The organism is Hahella sp. KA22 (assembly GCF_004135205.1).
In the GTDB taxonomy this organism is placed as follows: domain Bacteria; phylum Pseudomonadota; class Gammaproteobacteria; order Pseudomonadales; family Oleiphilaceae; genus Hahella.
Genome location: NZ_CP035490.1, coordinates 6749524 through 6768310 on the forward strand (window position 1 = coordinate 6749524; position 18787 = coordinate 6768310).

Genomic DNA, 18787 nt, shown 5'->3' on the forward strand with positions numbered 1-18787 from the left:
CAACTGGAAACCCAGCTTGCACCGGGTAATAAAAACTCACTTTTCGTCTATGAAAGAGGCCGCAGAGTTGGCCAGGCGATCCTGCCCTCGCAACACGCGAACAGTTACCCAGGCAACCGTGGCACAGTAAAAAACGGCTGCTCCGGTTAGCGCTTCACTTGAAACACTTCCTGCCAGGGCATTCATAACCCCAAGGCAAATAGCCATTGCAACTGCCACACCTGCGCAGTGGATTAGAATCGCTAAAATTTTTCCTTTAGTCATTGCAAGGTCACCTCATGATTGTATTGATTAATGACCTTAAAATAGTGATCAGCCTGGATATATTCGGCAAGCGTTAACCGTACATTTCCACAAAAACCTTCTGAATCTACAACCAGCTCTCCGCCTTCATATTTACCAATTTCTACATAGCGCAATGTCACCGCATTAAGTGGGACTGAAAATGAGGTCAAACCATATATTCGGAGCATACCTTCGCCAACATCAAGGACGATTTGTTCATCTGGATTGCAACGCTGGATAGAGAAAACGGCCATGTCATACCTCCTGACTGCTGGACTGGTGGCGAACGATTATTCCCCAATTTTTGACGGTAAGGCAGCCATCGTTGCGTGATCGCTCTATGACAACCTGATAGTTACTCTGCAATTGTTTAAAACGGGATTCAAGCTCCCTCTCTGTAAGACCGGTACTTGATGCCAACCCCACGACAGTAGGACGCTCAATGCGCTCCAACGCGACAATGACAGGCAAAACCCGCTTGAACTCTCGTGAGTGAATATCTCTTACTGTAAAATCGGCATCAGCCATGAATCACCTCCTGGTTAGGTGGTTGCAGTTGATCTTTATTAACCCTGCTGGCAAGCGTAGTGACTTAAACACTTACCACTACCTTTAAAGTCCGGCATTGTTAAGAAAGGATCACTCCTATGAGTATTGATCTCTCAAAACTGTGTGCAGATTTCCTGCGCCAAAATCATACGTCTCGTTCTACTGAAAAGCTGAAAGCGTCCCATGCCAGAGAGCTGGTGGCGGCATTTTTTGGGTATAAGAGCCATGCGGCACTTATGGCCGAGAAGGGCTATCCACTGGATCGGCTCGAAGAGGCATATATTTTCATTCCCGATATACCGCTCATGAATGACAGACGTGCGAAGCTAGGTGGCCTGCCAGATGATCTTATCCCGTCAATCGACATCGCCAAGCTCCTATCAGGCATGCTTTCCGATGAGGGGTTATGCGGTGGAAATATCTGGCTCTATGACTCACTGGAAACCTACATTGCCGAGGTCTTACTTCCCGATTGTCAAACGCTGATAGATGATCAACTGTCAGGCACGATGGCAGAAACAAACGCGGGATTTTTCGATTCACCATATTATGACGATGTGCAGATCGAAGATCGTGGTGATGAGCTGGTAGCAATCGCCAAAACCCAGTACAAGGGCGAGCCACTGGATGACAAGCCCTTCTGTGGGGACACCATTGATATGGTTGTACAGGTGACATTACCCCGTATGGCTGGTAAACGCGGTTTCTACGATTTCGAGCTGGAAGTTGGTGGCAGCGTCAATGACGACTGGGTTGATCCTGAGCTGCGATACGGCAAACGCCCTCGGAGCAATTTAGCAGCAGAGCTTGGCATTACGGACGATGATCTGGAATTGCTGGAATGGGAAACACTGGAAAACAGCAGTGATGATGGTCTGCCCTATGATTATGTGCTGACCTTTGATGAAAGCTGTCCACTTGAGATATTGGAAAAGATCAACGGTCTGGATGACGATCGAACCATCCGTGTGAGCGTCAATGCTTTTGATAATCCCTATCCAGATGAGCCGGATGAGCACATGCATTACGAGGTGCCAAATATCCGCCCCAAGGATCAGTGGCTTGAAATGACTGGCGGATTTCGGTTCGGTGAAACCCCTGAGCAGTTTCAACACAGGCAGGCTGAAATCCATGCTTTGCGTAACCGTATTGCTCAGGGGCAAGCTACGCCAAACGATGTTGGTCGTTTATCGCACCTGTTGGGCACCGATCAGGACGATGAGTTCGGTGATATATTCTAACGGCTGATAACGCATGCCGGATCAAACACGGCTGTTTGCGGGGATTTTTGAAAGGGCAACGCTCCTTCCACTAAATGATTTTTCTTCCAAACTTTTCTTCTTGTTTTTATAGAAGCTTAAGGCCAGTCGCCGCATCCAGCGGCGGCTGCGCCGAATCTGAATATCCTGAACATCCTGCTAACTTCGGGCGGGTGTGCGACGTTTCGGGCGGATGTGCGACACTGCCGGGCGGCTGTGCGACGCTATCGGGCGGCTGTGCGACGGCCTGGCGCAGTTAAACTCACTCTTCGAACCCTGTTTCCATCGATGACAAGGCCAATTTGTTCGAGCTGCTCGGCATCCTCCCTAAGCCGAAAACGAGCATCTCTCAGCGCTTTTCCTGTGGCCTGTCGAGCTACCGCCAAGATGACAGTATCCAGATGCCAGCCGCCGGCCGGCTCATTTTTATGACTCAGGATGTGCCTGGCAACGGCTTGACCAATACCATGCCGTAGACGGGCAATAGGGGCCGGGTTGTAGTAAAGGGCCAAATCACGCTCCAGGAGCATTACCAGAGCTATCCCCAAGCGCACGCGCCACATGCTCCGCTCACCACCTGTAAGCGGGTCTGGGCGCATCATAGGGGATGGAATAACATGGTCTATCAAACCACCAATAATCCGGTCACCAGTTCTTGCCAAATCTGGCGTTTCGATTTCAATGGTTGATGCGCGCAGCTCAGAAAGAAGCTTTTGAATTTGAGCCAGACTGTATCGGCTATCGGAAAGCGTTTTTCGTATCCGAGCAGGGTCTACCAGCAGCTCAACACCACCATCTGACACGTCTCGCCTTTTCTCTGCGCAGTAAAGAATCGCCTCAACAACATCAGCGTGGCGCTGACCTAACCTGCCAGCTACGCGGCAACGACCAAAAGAGGTTTCCTGCCAGTCGCCCTCTCGGTGTCGTGGGCGCTGACTCGGCTGGTACAACATCACCCGAGCCTGAGCGATTGTGCTGGTTGGACTGACGGCGTTACCAGCGCTCTTCATCAACTTCACCCACTCTAAAAGGAGTGGTCTTTTTGCTGTTGTTGTCGTTATTCCTGGAAGCAGATAAATCTACGGGCAACAATACACCACCATCCCCACGCTCATACCACTTGTCAGCCTCAACCAGGGCATAGTTCTGTTTGCTAACACCATACCGAACAAAAAAACCTCTTCGGTCATTGCCTACAGGCTGTCTGTCATAGGGGCGATCACTTAACTTTTTGGCTTCTGACTCTGACATTTTTGCAACAAACCCACACCAGCGAACATTATCCACCAGAGCCGAAGCCCCTCGGGCAGCCTGCTGCTGATCCGCCTGCCCTTCTCTGGCGGAGCCTTTATTAACATGATGCAGATAAAGGATTGCAGCCCCTGTTTCCACAGCAATATGCTCAAGCGTTGAAACAAGGCGAGACATATCTCCGTTGCTGTTTTCATCAAGGCAATGTGTGCGGCTTAGTGTATCCAGTACGATCAGCCTTGCCCCCGCGCCCAGCTGAATCAACCAATTAAGATCCGGCTGTGCCATAACGTTTAAACGCCTGCCCATAATTGGTTCAAGAGAAAGATTGCTCGCTATCTCTTGCCGTGCCTGTTGGTTAAAGTGCTGACCAATGGCGTGAACACGACCAATTAAAACACTCTCCGGATCTTCTCCTGCCAGGTAGACTACGCGACCGGTTTGGGCGGGGCCAAGCTTTAATAAATCTCCGCATGTAACACTACATGCAATTGACATAACGGCCTCCAAAGCCCAATAACTTTTTCCTGTAGCTCCCGGTGCGACCAATGCACCCACCGTTCCAGCCAAAAAACCTGGCCATATAAAATCCAGATGTGGAGGCTCATTTTCGAATGCTGCAAGAATATCAATAGCCACTTAATTACTCCCCTTGAGCTAATAGCCCACCTTGCTCGGCCAGCCACTTATGCAGCTCAGACTCGGGAAATAATCGACGGCGCCCTATCTTGACTGAGGGGGGCATTGGCTCCCCTCTACACATCCTATTTCTAAGCCCACCTGTAGACATACAGAGCAAAGCTGCTGCTTGCTCGTAAGTGAGATATCGTTCAGCGCTAACCTGCATTTTTACCTCCACGCACTGCCATTGGATCGACAATATTCATAATCACTCTCCAACCAGTAATCTTTACTTTGCGCTCATGTGACGATGTGTTTCGCTACATGGCGAGGGATTATGATGCGTGAGCGTCAACACTTTATTCACTAAAAAAGTGAAGAAAAGTGGAGTTTTCTTGGAGAATTTTTACCAATGCGCAACCAGATAGCACGTTGAAGAAAAATATATAAATCAGAGGGAATAAAAAGCTTCCGAAAAGGATTTTAACGATAGAAAAAAGAAAAAGGGACCAAAGGCCCCTCAACACGTTAACCTATTACAGAATTGATTTGCTGCTCTCAAATCACGAGGTTATTTGCTCTTATCGCTGGCCACCTCATGCGCTTCGCAGACCCCATTACATGTTTTCAGACAGGAGGGGTTCATACCCGGTCACAGAGATTCTATTGCCAATCAGAAACTTGGTCAATTTTACAAGCAGTTATACTCTTTGCAGTATAGCCTCCCTCAACACTCCATCAACTTCGAGAAGCTGAGCAATATTTCTAGCATCATCAAGCCCCGAGTGATGCCGCCCCTGGAAGACGAGCCCTGACAACCGAATCGCTCTTGCTAGACCAACCCTATGCCCACGCTTTCTGGCGTATAATTGTTTAATATTGACATGTGGCAGAGCGACCAAGGGATTGGTTATATTTTTTGATAGAGACTCCTTCTCGAACTGCCTCAAATCAAAATTTCCCCAACTTCCCCATACTCGAGGCGAATTGCTCGATATTCTACCTGCAAACCTTTTTAACCCCTCGCTAAGCGGTGAGGCCGTATCAACGACATCTTGCGTGATGCCGGTTAGCGAGATGCAAAACTGTGTCAATTTCGCGTGAATTACGGGACGAACGTAGATTTGGACTTCGTCCACAAGCACAAAAGAAACGTCGGTAAGCTTTCCAAAAACTGCCCCGATCTCAATAATCTCCATTTCCGATCTTGGTAAATTTTTAGCGTCATCGCAGGTACATTCGATATCAATAATAACGATATCGACGCCGCTATCGGGATTGATAATCTCGGATTCTTTAGCCATTGCTTTTCTCGACGTCAATGGGATTGGCTTGAATAAAGCTGAATAGATATGACACGCCGCTCTATATCAGATCGCGAAAGCTTGAATCGCCGATCAAACTGATCTGTGAGAACCCTGCCATCCATTAGCAAATACTGAAACCCTATGAGAGCCTTGTTTTCTTTATGGTATCGCTCAAAAATAGTAATCTGTTGAAGCGGGCTTAACTCCCAACCTCCAGTCATATTCAACTGCGGAGGAGTAACAATGTTTACCTCTGATATTTTTACCCTGGGACTACGAGTGACTTCTTCAAGCACTTCAGGCATTCCAGTAAATAAAACTTTTTCTAACCGCGTGCTCAAATTAATACAATGGATATGAAACCAACATGTCATCAGTGTTTGAGATATTGTATGCCACTGCTGATGATCGCCATCTCCCAACGATTCCGGGAGACTGATTTCCGAACTTCTTGAGGTTTGAAACATTTATCATTACTCCATGAATGTGCAAAGAACCGGAAAATGTAAATATTTGAGCGCCCCGTTGTCATCACGGAATTGAAGAAATATGCACTTTCAGGAAAGCTGTAGTGGTCTAATAGTCCCGGACACATTAATAAGAGACAATACCCGTCAACGATTAAGGTGTCAGCATGAGTCAGAAAAGGTCGTATAAACAGTATACAAAAGAGTTTAAAGAAGAGGCCGTTTCCTTGGTGCGCGACCAAGGTTATTCCGTCCCAGAAGCGGCTAAATCCCTCGGCATTAGCGCCAATATGCTCTACAAGTGGAAGGAAAAAATTGAAGCTCAGCTTGAAAACCAGGTTCTGGCTGAAGACGAGCGCGCCGAGTTAAAACGGCTTCGCAAAGAAAACAAAGAGCTGCGCATGGAAAAGGAAATTCTAAAAAAGGCTTCGGCCTTCTTCGCGAAAGAAATGAAATAAAGTTCGCCTTCATTCAGGCAGAGTCGAATCGCTTCCCTGTGAAAGCGCTTTGCCGGGCTCTGCGTGCAAGTCGATCAGCATTTTATGCCTGGCGACGGCGCTCCGCGCCGGTGATCCATTTTGATGAGCTTCACCTGCATCGGCGAATGAAGCGACTGTTTAACGCTTCTCGATGCAGTCTGGGCAGTCGAGAGATGATGAAGAAGCTACGTGAAGAAGGCTTTCAGGTGGGACGCTACCGGGTTCGCAAGCTCATGAGTCGGCTTGGTCTTCAGGTCACGCAACGCGTTGCTTACAAACCCACTACAAGGCGCAAGCACCATCATGCGGTGGCGGATAACCTGTTGAATCAGAATTTTAATCCTACTGCGCCCAATCAGGTTTGGGCTGGCGACGTGACCTATCTGAAAACAGGAGAAGGCTGGATGTATCTGGCCATTGTCATGGATTTATATTCCCGAAGAATCGTCGGGTGGCGCATCGATAAGCGCATGACAACGAGCCTGGTCAGCCAGGCGCTGATCAAGGCTTACAATTTGCGGAAGCCGCCCAAGGGCCTGGTATTCCATAGTGACCGGGGCTCTCAGTACACCAGCGGACATTATCGAAAACTGCTGGAAAAGTATGAAATCAGGGCAAGTATGGGCGATGTAGGAGCCTGTTGGGACAATGCGGTGGTTGAACGCTTTTTTGGGAGTCTTAAGCATGACTGGATATTCAAAATCCCCCAGCCCACCCGGGAACACATGAAGCAGGATGTCGCAGCCTACATGAGATATTACAACCTCGAAAGACTGCATACGGCGAACAATGATATGTCGCCGGTTAATTATGAAAATTCTCTAAAGAAAGTGTCCGGTGGGATTTGACCAGAACAAGCGACACCAACAAGGGCAACGCGGACGACCTGGAAAGCTATTTTGGTGTCGAAAACCGTGATTAAGTATGCTCAGCCTGAAACCCGCCTGTGTTTGGTGCGGTTTCCGGTATTTATTTAACCTCAACTACCCAGTATCTTCCCTTTGTTTCGCCCATTTAACGTTATATGAGTTGTGTGGTTAGGCTGACGAATTATGGCTCTCAGCTCGCGTTTTACCCTGCTAAACGGTTTATCGTTGGCACCAGGATTCTTTAAATAATCTAAATGCTCAAGGGAACAAACCCGCCGAATAGTGCTTATATACCCTGCCTTCTCAACAAGATCCAAACCATCCAAGGAAATCCACTTGATCATATCCGAGATATCATCGCATGTAGATTGCAGTTTATTGATCGCATCAATCACTCCAGCCGGACGTCCAATATTCCAGATGGGCTCATGGTGAAAAGCCTTGTTCCTGAAAGTCTTGATGGCCAACAACTTGCCTTGCATCGTAGCCCGATCTCTATGCCCCTGAGGTGCATTTGGAAATACTGGCCGCAATAGGTTTGGCCAGAGAGCTCTGGGGTTTCGATTTACATCAAAGGCGGCACTGAAAAGGTTTGTCCAAAAACCAAACGTTACCTTGGCAATTATCCGATCCTCATTAACTGTTGCAGTACGCGGCATATTCAAATCTCGCCTTATCTCCGTTCTTGCATTTCGAATCGAGTCTGCAAGATGCTGTACATGGCGATGCTGGCTAGCACTCAACCTTCTTTGGGGCCTTGTTGCGACATTGTCAAACCAGTACGGCCCTAAAGCGTTCCTGGCTTCTTTATGGATAGCGTTCCTTAACGTTATTTCCAACACCTGGAGAAGCGGGAAAAAGGCCGCGGCAACCTCTTTGCTCCACAGGTAACATCCGAATAGCTCTATTTGGTCAGCAGGGGCAAAAAAGTTACTGTATGTATTCAAACGGGCGGACGATATGTAAGGCTCCAGCCTTGTATGGTTTATTGTTCTCAACTTGACAGTTCCTGCTTGTTATCGTATGTTTGCCCCATAGCCAGTGGGGATTCCTCTCCCGCCAGCCGTAAGGTTGAGTGGTGATGCCCCCACAAATTGGCGACTGATTTGAGGCCCCGGTGCGAAAGTGTCGGGGCTTCTTACTTTCCAGCCATTACCGCCCGCCATCAATCTAAGTTATTGTTTTTACTCGAATCTGGATTAGATACTGGTGTCTCCACTCCGTTGATATTCCGGACATGATATTGAGAATAGCTCCCATTCTTGATTTGTTTGACAAATTGGGCTCTGGTCATATCCTCATTTGTGTAGTTGTCATGGAACTTCTGATTACGCCCCGATTTCGACTCTGTAGTCACTGAAACCCGCTTTCTAGCCATTGCCATACCCTTTCTTTACCAAGCTACCGGCTGAGAATAGCATAACAACTTGCAAAACTAAATTTTCAGGGCAATAATTCCGCTTAACTAAATGCAGGAATCCGCTACCCATGACAGAAATCTTGAAATCTCGCCTGGTGCGCTATATCACCTCCAATGTAGATAGGAGCCTATTCCTTTCTATGGATGACTCTATACGCGCAGCTTATGCCAAAGCAAACGCCAGAGCCCTGGAAGATTTCAAGAACACCAACCCTGCACGCCCCCGAGCCCAAATGAGACGCTATATGATAGATGATGCTCTCGCGGGGGCCTTAGCCGAGGGGAGTCCGTCTGTGTTACAGACCATTCCTAAAGGTGAACAGTATGTGGTGGTGTGCTCTGGCAACGTCACCTTAAGCCACATTGAGCTACATGAAAACGCGTGGGCAAGACCCGCTAAGCACAGAAGCTTTCTTGCCCAGAAAAACGCGATATTGGAGCCAGTGACACTCGATCTGTTTGAAACGGCTCCTCCTAAGCTTGATGACGCACTACATGTGGTAGCTGTTGTATTACATCCTCGCCCACAAGCTCAGAATCAATCCGAGCCGAGCGAGATATTCATTTCGGTACCTTATACAGATTGGGCCGGTTATCATTTGGAAATTCCTATTCGAGAACTTCTCCAAGAGTATGAGGTAGAACGTGATTCAAGCCTCATTGATGAGGCTTGGCCGACATTAAGAGACGATCTACAAAAAGAAGAACATACGTCCGAGAAAAAGTCAGGGTAAAGCTATGAGAACTGGAGTCAGTGGATTCCAGCCTGCGAGATTAATCCAGGCTAGAGAATCATTAGGCATAACAAGGGTCGCATTAGCGACCCTTGTTGGTGTTTCACCAGCAACCATCTCAAATTGGGAGAAAGGTAGTCAGTCCCCAGAGGAAGACAAACTTCGCGCGCTGGGCGAAGCCGTAAAGTTCCCTATGAATTGGTTTTTGAAAAACTCACCAGAGCATGGTAACGAACCCTATTTTTTCAGATCACTCGCATCATCAACCAAGACTGCAAGAGAGATGGCGAGAGTTCGATTAAATTGGGTGGCGGAGATGGCAAACACTTTGGGCCAATGGGTAAACTGGCCTAAAGTTAATGTTCCCTCTATACCAGAAAAAGTATTTCTCAAAATCACAGATGGTGAAATTGAAACTTTGGCTGCCGAGTGTAGAAAGGTTTGGAAGTTGGGCATGGGGCCAATTTCTGATGTTGTTCTTACGCTGGAAAATGCCGGCGTAATATTCGTACGCGATGAAATCGGCTATTTAAAAATGGACGGTGTTTCTCATTGGAGCCAGTTAGACAGTAGACCTTATGTTTTTGTCACGGCTGATAAAGCAAATGGAATTCGGAATAGATTTGACGCAGCCCATGAACTAGGCCACTTGGTACTTCACAGAAATGTCGATGAACCGACTTTTAAGCAACACTATAAGGAAATCGAGCGACAGGCAGACCTTTTTGCAGGATGTTTTTTATTGCCTGCTGAATCATTTTCTGCGGAAGTTAGTTGGCCAACGCTAGAGACATTATTATCGTTAAAACCACGCTGGAAAACCTCTGTGGCAGCAATGATCATGAGATGCTACCAGCTTGACATCATAGATGACGACCAGAAACTGAGATTATTCAAAGGACGTTCCGCAAGAGGCTGGACAAAAGGCGAACCGTATGACAATCAGTTTCCATTTGAAGAACCTAGATTGCTAAACAGAGCCGTCAGGATGCTTGTTGATCAAAACGTTCTCAGTCGAACTGAACTCTCTCACAGGCTTGGTCTTTCAGAGTATTTAGTAGAGTCTTTGTGCGGATTACCTAAGGGTTTTTTCTCACCCAAATCAACCGAAAGTAATTTAGTGGAGCTGAAAGCATTATTGAAAGAAAATGCCAGCAAGCCTAAAAACAATAACGGGGGAAATGTTCTCGACTTTCCCGGAAATAGAACGAAATAAACCTCAACCCTTTTTGATACCGGTGAGTGCCGACAAAAAAATACGGCATTCACCTTCTCCCCGATAATTTTTTCACGCTCAGATTACTTTCGTAAACGCTACGACATTTGTGCTATCCATTCGCTTAACAAAATAGTTCTGGATCTTCTCCGCAGACTGCCGCAGGGTCTCCGCCGTTAGAATGATATACCCGGCTGTCACGTCATCCCGCCCAGTGGAGTGATTCATCAGGCGCTTTAGTTTATAGCTACCTACGTCCAGATGCTCTGCCGTGGTGGCAAATGTCCGCCTCAGGTCGTGGAAGTCGCAATGGGTGTCCGATAGCTTCTTTACCTTGGCTACCACCTTCTTTGGCTCCCGCACCTGACCATACTCATTCTCGGCAGAAAATACGAACTCGGAGGGAATACGGCCCTTCTGTTTCCGGAACAGCTCGTCGATATGCTTGGTGATTGGCAGCTCCAACGGCAGCCCGTTCTTGGTGTCATAGACGGTAAAGATAGCCGCCCGCAGATTCACGTCGTTCCACTTCAGGCTGAAGATTTCACCACGCCTTAGCCCCGTCAGCAGGGCAAACAGCATTGCATCACAGATGGATTGACCGGTAGGCGTTTCCTGTTGCCTAACCTCCTGCAGGGCGTTATAGAAAACTGACAGCTCACCAGGTCGGAGATGGGTCTGCCTGCGTCGAACATTGTTCCACTGCTTACGATGAGACAGGATCTCAACCGGGTTTTCAGGAAAGATCGAGGAGCCGTCCTGTCGGCAGTATTCATACTTGGCAAAGTTGAATATTGCCCTCAGCACTCGCATGGTCAGGTCTGCTTGGGCCTTGGAGGCGATGCCCGCATGAATGTCGACAATCACCCGGCGATCAATGTCCTTGAGAGGCTTATCCACGAGCTTCTTAAGGTGGTTGCTTACCACGCCTTCATACCCCCTCAATGTGGACACCTTGAGCTTACGGGCGCGCTTGTAGCGTTCAAAAGTTTCGCCCAGCGTCACAGCCGACATAGCCTCAACACGTCGCTGCTCATTCGGATTCACCCCGTCACTCAGGTCAGCCAGGTGTTTCAGGGCCAGCGTTCGAGCCCTGACCGGTGATAGGCCCGGATACTTGCCAAGAGTGATCCGCACCGGGCTGCCACCCGATACACGCTTGAACACAGAGAAACTTTTTACTCCGGTTGAAGTAACCCGCAGGCGCAGTTCAGGAATCTTTTCATCCCGGTACTCAATCCGGGTATCAGGCAGAGGTAGGTCTTCTATGGCCTGCTTGGTGAAGTTGAATTGTCGTTCCACGTTTTCTCCGGGGTTACACTGGGGTTACATCACAATAAGATTTCATATTACATAGCGTGACCTACGTGTATATAAAATTCTTTAGAAACAACAACTTAGTTATACATTGTGATTTAGTGTTATACCGGATCATAATGTTTGCGTAGACTCATAATCCGTTGGTCCCAGGTTCAAGTCCTGGTGGGCCCACCAATTTTTCCCATTGAATTCAGTAAATTACACTCTTAAATCTGGAGCATACATCCTAGATCTAAGGCTGAGTGTCGACATAGTGTCCACACAGATTGAGAAAGAGGACACCCCGGCTACGAAGACTGGCCGCGACTTCACTTATTTATCACCACCCTACTGCCCATTCTCTATAGCCTTTTTAACAATAGGGGCTACAGTAAGGGCAGTGATACCACGCTCTATGCAATACTGAGTCTCCAGCCAATCAGACACACTTTTTTGCCCTTTGCTTGCGTTACATCCACGACAACAGCGGGCGATATTTTCCCTAGTGACTATTTCTGCATCATTGATAATGTGCTCCCAGCTGGCGGAGGCTTTAGCAGATATCTTTGGCGAGACGAACTCATTACCGCAATAAACACATGCCTTATCCCTTTCCCGAACTTCCCGTTCTAGCCAAGCTGGAATACCCCACTTATTCGCCATCTCCACTCACCTATCTCTCACGCAGGTGCAGAAGCTTTGGTGCCTGATCACCGATAGGAAGGTCCGCCCTGTGTCCTAGCCCGCCATCAGGGCGAAGCTCAATGCGATTTATCTCAGCCCCAACACCCACTAGCACTTAAAGTGCTATTACTGGCAACTTGGCTCCCAGAACAGGAATCAAGCCAGGCTCTGCTTTTTGCATAGCTCGCCGGTATGCTGGCCGTGCGCCGATACGATGCAGGTAAGCCAAGATATTTGGGTATTGTGAGAGGTCGTAGGGTTTAAACAGTCTCATCGTGGTGAGTGAGAAGATGATCATGATATCTGCTGCGGTCAGTGTGTCTCCGGCGAGATAGTCTGATTCTCCCAGTTTCTTTTCCATCATGGATAGCATCAGTTGGAAACGCTCTTTCGCCATTGTCAGGGGGGCGTTGTTGTCCGAGGCGTCTACGCGTTCTAGCGATAGCATTCTTAGTATCAGCGCCTGAAACGTGCCATTGGCGAAGTGAAGCCAATACAGGTAGTCGGTGTAACCGGATGCTCCTGGCTTGATCGTCATACGGCCACTGCCGTACACCGCAACCAGATATTCTATGATGGCCCCGGATTCGCCGAGCACGAGGTCGCCATCAGTAATGATCGGCGCGGCGCCGAGGGGGTGCAGGGTTTTATACTCCGGCGGCGCCATTTTATTGTCCGCCCTGCGCTCATAGCATTTGAGTGCATAGTCGATTCCAAGTTCTTCGCAAAGCCAGACGATTCTCTCCGACTGAGAGCGCCCCAAGTGATGAACGGTCAGCATAATGACTCCTGCGTTTCCCTTTCTGTCTGTTGAGATAAACCTAATCCAATGATACATAAGAGTATTTACACAACCTGCGCCGAGACGTTCATAAGCTGTGCTGATGCGATCAATGCGTCTTAACGCTTGGGCGCAGATTTATAAAGACTCACCCTGAAACGACGAATGAACTCAGAGACTTCTATCAAACGGACAGTTATCTCCAGAGAAGGCGTAGGAGCCACCGCGTCTATACTGACGCGCAATGATTTGTTCATAGGCAAATTCGTCACCGATTACCCAACGCTTATCTTGGTTAAACGCGGGAAAAAGACTTTGCTCATGGATGAGCGGCGCGTCGTTCTGCTTCCCGGCGACGCTGTCGCCATCGGGGCGGGCGCGGCCTGCGATGTAGAGAATGAAACCGATGACGGTCAGTTTGAGGCTGACTGGATAGTTTGCCCTCGGGCGCTCATTCACAAAGTGGAACCCGATTTTCCAAAGCTCAAAGGCGTGCAAGGCATCGTTTCCATGCAAGGGCTGGGAGGAGAGTTCACCCTCACCTTCGAACGCGGCCTTCAGGCCATCAGGGAGCCGAAGACAGTCCCGGACCTGATCGCAGTACATCGTGTCTGCGAACTTCTACACTGGTTAGCGAGCTCAGGATATGTATTCAGATCTGATGAGCGGGCGAATATTCAGCGAAAAGTGCGTTTACTAATTGGCGCGGAGCCGGACAGGAAGTGGTCCTCGCAAGACATCGCCGAATCGCTGGCCATGAGCGAGGCGACGCTTAGACGCAAGCTAGCCAAAGAGGGGCAAACCTTCGGTGAAATTCTTGTGGATGTTCGAATGCCGTTAGCCTTGTCATTGCTACAGTCAACGGACGCCGCCATCGGCTGTGTCGCCTATCTGGTCGGATACGAATCAGCTTCGCGTTTCTCAGTGAGATTCAAGCAGCGCTTCGGCTTTTCGCCCACGGCTATCCGGGGTGCGGCGGGACAACGACCAGACAGGGAAGTCATTAAATAACTCCCCTGCCTCAAGCCTTATCACCAATCAGGTCCGATCTGGTCAGTATTTTTGATGTAAGCGCCGATATTTCCGTCGGGATGCAAAGCCGGTGACTCTGATTTGAGCCGATAGTCGTGGTCGCCTGCATTCTGGAATTTCGGGTCGCTGGTGGTCGCGCTGTTGATATCCGGAGTGCCGTTGGGAACGTTCAGGGAAAATTTGTCGAAAGTCGCTCCCGCCACTTGCCATTCTCCCAGCGAAGCATAATTGATCGTTTCCGAGCTATAGCGTCCCAACGTGGCGGTAAAGTCCTCCGAATACAGGTTGTAATCGACGGCTTTCAGACCGGGAGGAAACTTCTGATCATCGGTGAAAACATCTTCCTGATAGGTCGTAGTGATGTTGGCTCCGCCGAACAGAATGTTGTGATGGAACTCAAATTCAGTGAAGCCGCGAACATTCAGATTGGCGCCGATAATCGTATTGTTATACAACTTCAGCCCTTTATTCTGAGTGTTGGCGCCAAACGTCCAGTCGTAAATAAAGGTCTCGACGCCATACACCACATTCTGCCGAATTTCCGTATTCACATGAGCCCCAGGGGCGGGCACGCCAATATTAGTGTTGAAATAGAACGCCTTGGAAACGTCATGAATCAGATTATTTCTGAATATGCCGCCTTTACGCCCTTCATAGTCCGGGGCTTTATGAAAAATGCCTGAGTGGGCGTCGTAGAGCTCATTGTTATTGATGGTGGTTTCATACATGCGGTAACTCAGCACGCCGGCGGCGTTGCCGTTATCCACGCCATCGACGCGTATATGGTGAATGCGGTTATTGGCGATGACGCCGTAGCCGACAGTGTCCATACGCACGCCCGCCACATTGGTTCCTGCGCCGCCGTCAATATGATGAATATAGTTATTCGCAATGGTGAGATAGAGATTATCCCGTCCGCTGCCGCTCATGACCCAAACGCCAGCTCCGCGGCACTCACGCATCTCAAAGCCTTTGATGACGACATGCTGACGGCCATACAGAGTAAAGCAGGGCGCTTCATAATCCATATCCACTATTGGCATAGCGTCGTCTTTCGGATAACCGGCGAAAACAATCGGTTTGCCCTCCTCGCCATCGTTCTGCGCCCGTACGCCCCAGAGTTTCTCGCTGCCTGGAATCGGACCCGGTTCTTTGTATTCGCCAGCGCGAACGTAGACGGTCTCTCCCGCTACCGCGGTGGCGGCCGCTTTCTGCAGCGTTTTCCAAGGGCCGGTTCCCCCCTCTGACGTTAGGTGACCATCATTGCCGTCATCGCCATCCGGGCTGACATACAAAGCCCCAGCGACAATCTCCACCTCGCTCTCACCGGAGTTGCTCCCCCCGTTCGAGGCGTCGCCTGTCGTATCATTTCCCCCGCCACAGCCGCTCAATGTGAGGCATGCCAGAGCCGTTATGCATAGCGTTTTATTCTTCATCATACTTGCCCATCCGTACTCCATTAGAGGGTCAGTCTACTGAATCCCCCATGCCCTTCGAATAGTAGATAGGATCTAGGCTGATCGTCTGGTCAGTCTCATGGCGTAAATTGAATTCTCATCCATAGACTTCTACAGTGGGGGTAAGGGGTATGCCGGAGGCAAGGTTAAACAGGCGCGAACCTGAATCATAGAATGGGAGGAGGAGCTATGATGGAAAATGTCAGCGGTCGCTATTTCAAAGACGCCGAGTACCAGCGTCGACGCGCGCAGGTGAGAACCAGCATGTCATCGCGGGGGTTGGATGCTTGCCTGATCGCCAGCCCAGAGAATATCTACTATCTAACCGGCCTGGACCATCAAGGGTATTTCGCCAGCCAACTGTTGATTTTACCCGCCAGCGGTCAGCCAATTCTCATCACCCGCGCCATGGAAAAGGCCACGGTGCGGGATCAGGCGCCGGATGTCCTTCATATCGGATACAGCGATGGCAGCGAGCCGCTTCCTGGAGAAGACGATGTCGCCATTTCCGAAGACGCCTGGTCGATGACCATGGGAGCCCCCACGCGCGACGCCACTCGCAAACGCCCCAACCTCACTCCCAGCGCGGCAGTGCGCGAAACCGTGAAAGCCTTACATGACACTGGTTTGGGGCAAGGCGTAATTGGCATCGACATGAACAGTACGTTTTTGCCCTACTCCGTCGCAGAAGGCGTCATGAATGGCGCTCCAGATGCGGAATGGCGCCAGCTCGACAACTTGGTGGACGACGTACGCATCGTTCAATCCCCCGCAGAGCTGGAGCTGACGAGGGAAGCCGCCGCCATCTCCGATTCCATGATGCTCTCCGCCATCGCCGCCGCAGGCCCTGGCGTAAACGCCCGGGAAATCATGGCCGCTATTTACGACGCCATGTTCCGACGCGGCGGCACCTACCCCGGTTTCGTACCTTTGGTGCGATCCACCCGCACCCTCGCTCACGAACACGGCACCTGGGAAGATATGGCGCTGGAGCGAGGCGACCTGTTGTTTCTGGAAATGGCGGGTTGCGTGCGCCGCTATCATGCGCCTATCGGCCGTTTTGTCTTTGTTGGCGAAGCGCCCTCGGAAGCGCAACGGGTCAACACGATATGCAGGGAAGCCATGCTGGCCGCCGCCGACGCCATCAAGCCCGGCGTAAGGGCGGGCGATGTGTACGAGACATGGCAGGCTGTACTGGACCGCAATAATCTGGCTCACTATTCCCGTCACCATTGCGGCTACTCCATCGGTATTGGCTATCCGCCCAGCTGGTCCGGCAGCGGCGTTCCCGTGGGACTGCGCCGTAATTCTGATTTGCAGTTACGCGAGGGGATGACGTTTCACTTGATGAGCTGGCTGCTCAATTCCGGCATAGGCGACGCCTTTTTATCCGATACCGTGGAAGTCACCGCCAATAGCTGCGAGTTTTTAACCACGGTAAACCGGGAAGTCTTGTATCGTTAGCCTGAATACACGGAGCTTCGTAGCGTTCGCCAACACAGACGCCGCGACCGGCGTCTCATAAAAGATCTTTTTCTAGCATTCCAAACCTGTCAGGAGCTTAGCGCACTCTCTTTCAAACTCACCCACACAGCTATCCGACGCGTCATCGAAGACAGCGGTCGACCCACACAGCAGGAGGCCTCACTATGAGTCAAATCGACGTCTACAATCCTTTCACCCGTGAGCTGGAGTTCTCCCAGCCCTCGCAGACATTCGAGTCCGTCAACTTACGAATCAATGACGCCCAGGACGCCTCCTATTACTGGCGCAGATTGAAGCCCGAAGAGCGCGCCGAGCACGTCATGAAAGCTCTGGATTATTTCCGCCATCATCGCCCGGATATCGCGCAGGGCGTTACCCGGGAGGTCGGCAAACCTCTGAAGGCGGCGGGAGAAGAGCTGGATTTCATGCTTGAGCGTGCGGAGTATCTGTGTCGCTTCGCCAAAGACGGCGCCCTGCGCCCAAGTCGTCACCCCGAGTATGACGATCCCAGTTTTGAGGGCCGCATTGAATGCCGAGCCAAGGGCGTCGTCTATATCATTACCCCTTGGAATTATCCCCTGTTCTGCGCCATCAACGGCACGGTCTGCGCGTTGTTGAGCGGCAGCGCCGTTGTGCTCAAACACACCACGACGCCTTCCGTCGGCGCGCACTTCGAAAACGCCTTCGGCGTCATGGCCGGCATTGAGAATCTGCTCATCAATGTGACCGTGGACTTCGATGTTTCCGCGCGCATCATTGAAGAGGCCGACATCAATCATGTGGTGTTCACCGGGTCTGTGAAAGGCGGCCGGGCCGTTCAACAGAGCGTGGCCAAACGCGCGTTCAACGATGTAGCAGACCCATTTATCGCCAGTTCTCTGGAGTTGGGCGGCAGCGACGCCGCCTATATCGCCGAAGACGCGGATCTTGAGGACGCCGCGTTCTGGGCGGTGAGAATCGGGCGACTGCACAATTCAGGACAGTCCTGTTGCGCCGTTAAACGCATCTATGCCCACGCCAGCATCTACGACGCCTTTCTGGATAAAGCACAGGCCATTATGGAAGAACAGAAAAACGGCGACCCCATGGAGGAATCAACGAGCCTGGGACCGCTACATGGCGGCGAGGCGACGCTGAACAACCTGCTGGCGATGACGCAGGAGGCGCAGCAGGACGGAGCCCGTCTGTTATGCGGCGGAACCACCGAGCGCATCGGCGTGGTCGACTTCCTCAAACCCACTTTGCTGGCCGACGCGAAGCCGAACATGCGCGTCTTGCAGGAGGAAACCTTCGGCCCTGTTTTACCGGTGATGTCCGTCAGCAACGATGATGAAGCCATTGAACAAGCACTGAATAGCGCCTATGGTCTGACCTCTTCTATCTTTACCGCTTCCCGACAGCGCGCCGAGCAGTATATCGCCGCCATGGAAACCGGTACGGTTTTCGTCAATCGCTGTAATTTCGTGGACGCGCGACTGGGTTGGATTGGTCAGCGTAGTTCCGGTAACGGCTCTCTGGCGCTGGCCCCGGAAGGATTGCAGGCTTTTAGCGCGCGCAAATCGGTTAACCTGGACCCCAGTAAGTTGCGCTGA

At 50.4% G+C, this 18787-nt stretch carries 19 protein-coding genes; 7 read left to right on the plus strand and 12 right to left on the minus strand.

Features of this window, described 5'->3' with window-relative positions; translation table 11 throughout:
• Window positions 1-36: 36 nt before the first annotated feature.
• The 3 genes from EUZ85_RS30000 to EUZ85_RS30010 are packed head-to-tail and all read right to left on the minus strand — an operon-like array spanning window position 37 to window position 813.
• Window positions 37-264, minus strand: coding sequence for a hypothetical protein (locus tag EUZ85_RS30000; RefSeq protein WP_127973753.1), 228 nt, complete (start codon window positions 262-264; stop codon window positions 37-39).
• On the minus strand, window positions 261-539 hold the full coding sequence (locus tag EUZ85_RS30005; RefSeq protein ID WP_127973754.1) for a hypothetical protein: 279 nt from the start codon (window positions 537-539) through the stop codon (window positions 261-263). The genes EUZ85_RS30000 and EUZ85_RS30005 overlap by 4 nt, the downstream gene beginning before the upstream one ends.
• A 1-nt stretch (window position 540) precedes the next feature.
• Window positions 541-813: a hypothetical protein gene (locus EUZ85_RS30010; protein ID WP_127973755.1), complete on the minus strand. Its 273-nt coding sequence runs from the start codon at window positions 811-813 to the stop codon at window positions 541-543.
• Window positions 814-932: 119 nt separating this feature from the next.
• Between EUZ85_RS30010 and EUZ85_RS30015 the strand changes: the two genes are divergently transcribed.
• Window positions 933-2075, plus strand: a complete 1143-nt coding sequence (locus EUZ85_RS30015) for a hypothetical protein (protein ID WP_127973756.1) — start codon at window positions 933-935, stop codon at window positions 2073-2075.
• Window positions 2076-2317: 242 nt separating this feature from the next.
• Here EUZ85_RS30015 and EUZ85_RS30020 read toward each other — a convergent pair whose 3' ends face one another.
• From EUZ85_RS30020 to EUZ85_RS30040, 5 genes are all read right to left on the minus strand, one after another.
• Window positions 2318-3103 carry an ABC transporter ATPase gene (locus EUZ85_RS30020; RefSeq protein ID WP_127973757.1) on the minus strand — a complete coding sequence of 262 codons (786 nt, stop codon included), beginning with the start codon at window positions 3101-3103 and terminating at the stop codon, window positions 2318-2320.
• Entirely contained in the window at window positions 3087-3983 is an 897-nt protein-coding gene (locus EUZ85_RS30025) for a helicase RepA family protein (RefSeq protein ID WP_127973758.1), read from the minus strand. Before EUZ85_RS30025 ends, EUZ85_RS30020 begins: the two co-directional genes overlap by 17 nt.
• A gap of 4 nt (window positions 3984-3987) precedes the next feature.
• Entirely contained in the window at window positions 3988-4191 is a 204-nt protein-coding gene (locus EUZ85_RS32080; RefSeq protein WP_020405287.1) for an AlpA family transcriptional regulator, read from the minus strand.
• A gap of 475 nt (window positions 4192-4666) precedes the next feature.
• Window positions 4667-5269, minus strand: a complete 603-nt coding sequence (locus tag EUZ85_RS30035; protein ID WP_127973759.1) for a 3'-5' exonuclease — start codon at window positions 5267-5269, stop codon at window positions 4667-4669.
• A gap of 14 nt (window positions 5270-5283) precedes the next feature.
• A complete protein-coding gene (locus tag EUZ85_RS30040) occupies window positions 5284-5739 on the minus strand; it encodes a hypothetical protein (protein WP_127973760.1) in 456 nt (151 codons plus the stop codon).
• 167 nt (window positions 5740-5906) lie between these two features.
• Here EUZ85_RS30040 and EUZ85_RS30045 point away from each other — a divergent pair.
• A protein-coding gene (locus tag EUZ85_RS30045) for an IS3 family transposase (protein WP_127973761.1) occupies window positions 5907-7066 on the plus strand; the annotation gives its coding sequence in 2 pieces (ribosomal slippage) (window positions 5907-6171 and window positions 6171-7066; 1161 coding nt in all).
• Window positions 7067-7197: 131 nt separating this feature from the next.
• Here the strand turns inward: EUZ85_RS30045 and EUZ85_RS30050 are convergent.
• A complete protein-coding gene (locus EUZ85_RS30050) occupies window positions 7198-8085 on the minus strand; it encodes an Abi family protein (RefSeq protein ID WP_127973762.1) in 888 nt (295 codons plus the stop codon).
• A 490-nt stretch (window positions 8086-8575) separates the two neighbouring features.
• Here EUZ85_RS30050 and EUZ85_RS30060 point away from each other — a divergent pair, with 490 nt between their 5' ends.
• The gene (locus EUZ85_RS30060; RefSeq protein WP_127973763.1) at window positions 8576-9241 is read left to right on the plus strand and encodes a hypothetical protein; all 666 of its coding nucleotides are present in this window, start codon (window positions 8576-8578) and stop codon (window positions 9239-9241) included.
• Window positions 9242-9245: 4 nt separating this feature from the next.
• Window positions 9246-10457, plus strand: coding sequence for an ImmA/IrrE family metallo-endopeptidase (locus EUZ85_RS30065; RefSeq protein ID WP_127973764.1), 1212 nt, complete (start codon window positions 9246-9248; stop codon window positions 10455-10457).
• 78 nt (window positions 10458-10535) lie between these two features.
• Here EUZ85_RS30065 and EUZ85_RS30070 read toward each other — a convergent pair whose 3' ends face one another.
• Together EUZ85_RS30070 and EUZ85_RS30080 are read right to left on the minus strand one after the other, a co-directional pair.
• Window positions 10536-11759 carry an integrase family protein gene (locus tag EUZ85_RS30070; RefSeq protein WP_127973765.1) on the minus strand — a complete coding sequence of 408 codons (1224 nt, stop codon included), beginning with the start codon at window positions 11757-11759 and terminating at the stop codon, window positions 10536-10538.
• A gap of 796 nt (window positions 11760-12555) precedes the next feature.
• A complete protein-coding gene (locus tag EUZ85_RS30080; protein WP_127973767.1) occupies window positions 12556-13221 on the minus strand; it encodes a glutathione S-transferase family protein in 666 nt (221 codons plus the stop codon).
• A 165-nt stretch (window positions 13222-13386) separates the two neighbouring features.
• On the opposite strand from EUZ85_RS30080, the gene EUZ85_RS30085 reads away from it, so the two are divergent.
• Window positions 13387-14232, plus strand: coding sequence for an AraC family transcriptional regulator (locus tag EUZ85_RS30085; protein WP_127973768.1), 846 nt, complete (start codon window positions 13387-13389; stop codon window positions 14230-14232).
• Window positions 14233-14252: 20 nt separating this feature from the next.
• Here EUZ85_RS30085 and EUZ85_RS30090 read toward each other — a convergent pair whose 3' ends face one another.
• Window positions 14253-15692 (minus strand): right-handed parallel beta-helix repeat-containing protein, encoded by a 1440-nt coding sequence (locus EUZ85_RS30090; protein WP_164887396.1) that lies wholly within the window; start codon window positions 15690-15692, stop codon window positions 14253-14255.
• 207 nt (window positions 15693-15899) lie between these two features.
• Here EUZ85_RS30090 and EUZ85_RS30095 point away from each other — a divergent pair, with 207 nt between their 5' ends.
• Entirely contained in the window at window positions 15900-17174 is a 1275-nt protein-coding gene (locus tag EUZ85_RS30095) for a Xaa-Pro peptidase family protein (RefSeq protein WP_241566897.1), read from the plus strand.
• 185 nt (window positions 17175-17359) lie between these two features.
• Entirely contained in the window at window positions 17360-18787 is a 1428-nt protein-coding gene (locus EUZ85_RS30100; RefSeq protein WP_127973770.1) for an aldehyde dehydrogenase family protein, read from the plus strand.

Bases quoted from the DNA above. Each gene is read 5' to 3' on its own strand.
- EUZ85_RS30080 (WP_127973767.1), bottom strand. From the start codon at position 13,221: ATGCTGACCGTTCATCACTTGGGGCGCTCTCAGTCGGAGAGAATCGTC.
- EUZ85_RS30010 (WP_127973755.1), bottom strand. From the start codon at position 813: ATGGCTGATGCCGATTTTACAGTAAGAGATATTCACTCACGAGAGTTC.
- EUZ85_RS30090 (WP_164887396.1), bottom strand. From the start codon at position 15,692: ATGATGAAGAATAAAACGCTATGCATAACGGCTCTGGCATGCCTCACA.
- EUZ85_RS30005 (WP_127973754.1), bottom strand. From the start codon at position 539: ATGGCCGTTTTCTCTATCCAGCGTTGCAATCCAGATGAACAAATCGTC.
- EUZ85_RS30100 (WP_127973770.1), top strand. From the start codon at position 17,360: ATGAGTCAAATCGACGTCTACAATCCTTTCACCCGTGAGCTGGAGTTC.
- EUZ85_RS30095 (WP_241566897.1), top strand. From the start codon at position 15,900: ATGATGGAAAATGTCAGCGGTCGCTATTTCAAAGACGCCGAGTACCAG.
- EUZ85_RS30015 (WP_127973756.1), top strand. From the start codon at position 933: ATGAGTATTGATCTCTCAAAACTGTGTGCAGATTTCCTGCGCCAAAAT.
- EUZ85_RS30085 (WP_127973768.1), top strand. From the start codon at position 13,387: ATGAACTCAGAGACTTCTATCAAACGGACAGTTATCTCCAGAGAAGGC.
- EUZ85_RS30000 (WP_127973753.1), bottom strand. From the start codon at position 264: ATGACTAAAGGAAAAATTTTAGCGATTCTAATCCACTGCGCAGGTGTG.
- EUZ85_RS30065 (WP_127973764.1), top strand. From the start codon at position 9,246: ATGAGAACTGGAGTCAGTGGATTCCAGCCTGCGAGATTAATCCAGGCT.
- EUZ85_RS30060 (WP_127973763.1), top strand. From the start codon at position 8,576: ATGACAGAAATCTTGAAATCTCGCCTGGTGCGCTATATCACCTCCAAT.
- EUZ85_RS30020 (WP_127973757.1), bottom strand. From the start codon at position 3,103: ATGAAGAGCGCTGGTAACGCCGTCAGTCCAACCAGCACAATCGCTCAG.
- EUZ85_RS30035 (WP_127973759.1), bottom strand. From the start codon at position 5,269: ATGGCTAAAGAATCCGAGATTATCAATCCCGATAGCGGCGTCGATATC.
- EUZ85_RS32080 (WP_020405287.1), bottom strand. From the start codon at position 4,191: ATGCAGGTTAGCGCTGAACGATATCTCACTTACGAGCAAGCAGCAGCT.
- EUZ85_RS30040 (WP_127973760.1), bottom strand. From the start codon at position 5,739: ATGTTTCAAACCTCAAGAAGTTCGGAAATCAGTCTCCCGGAATCGTTG.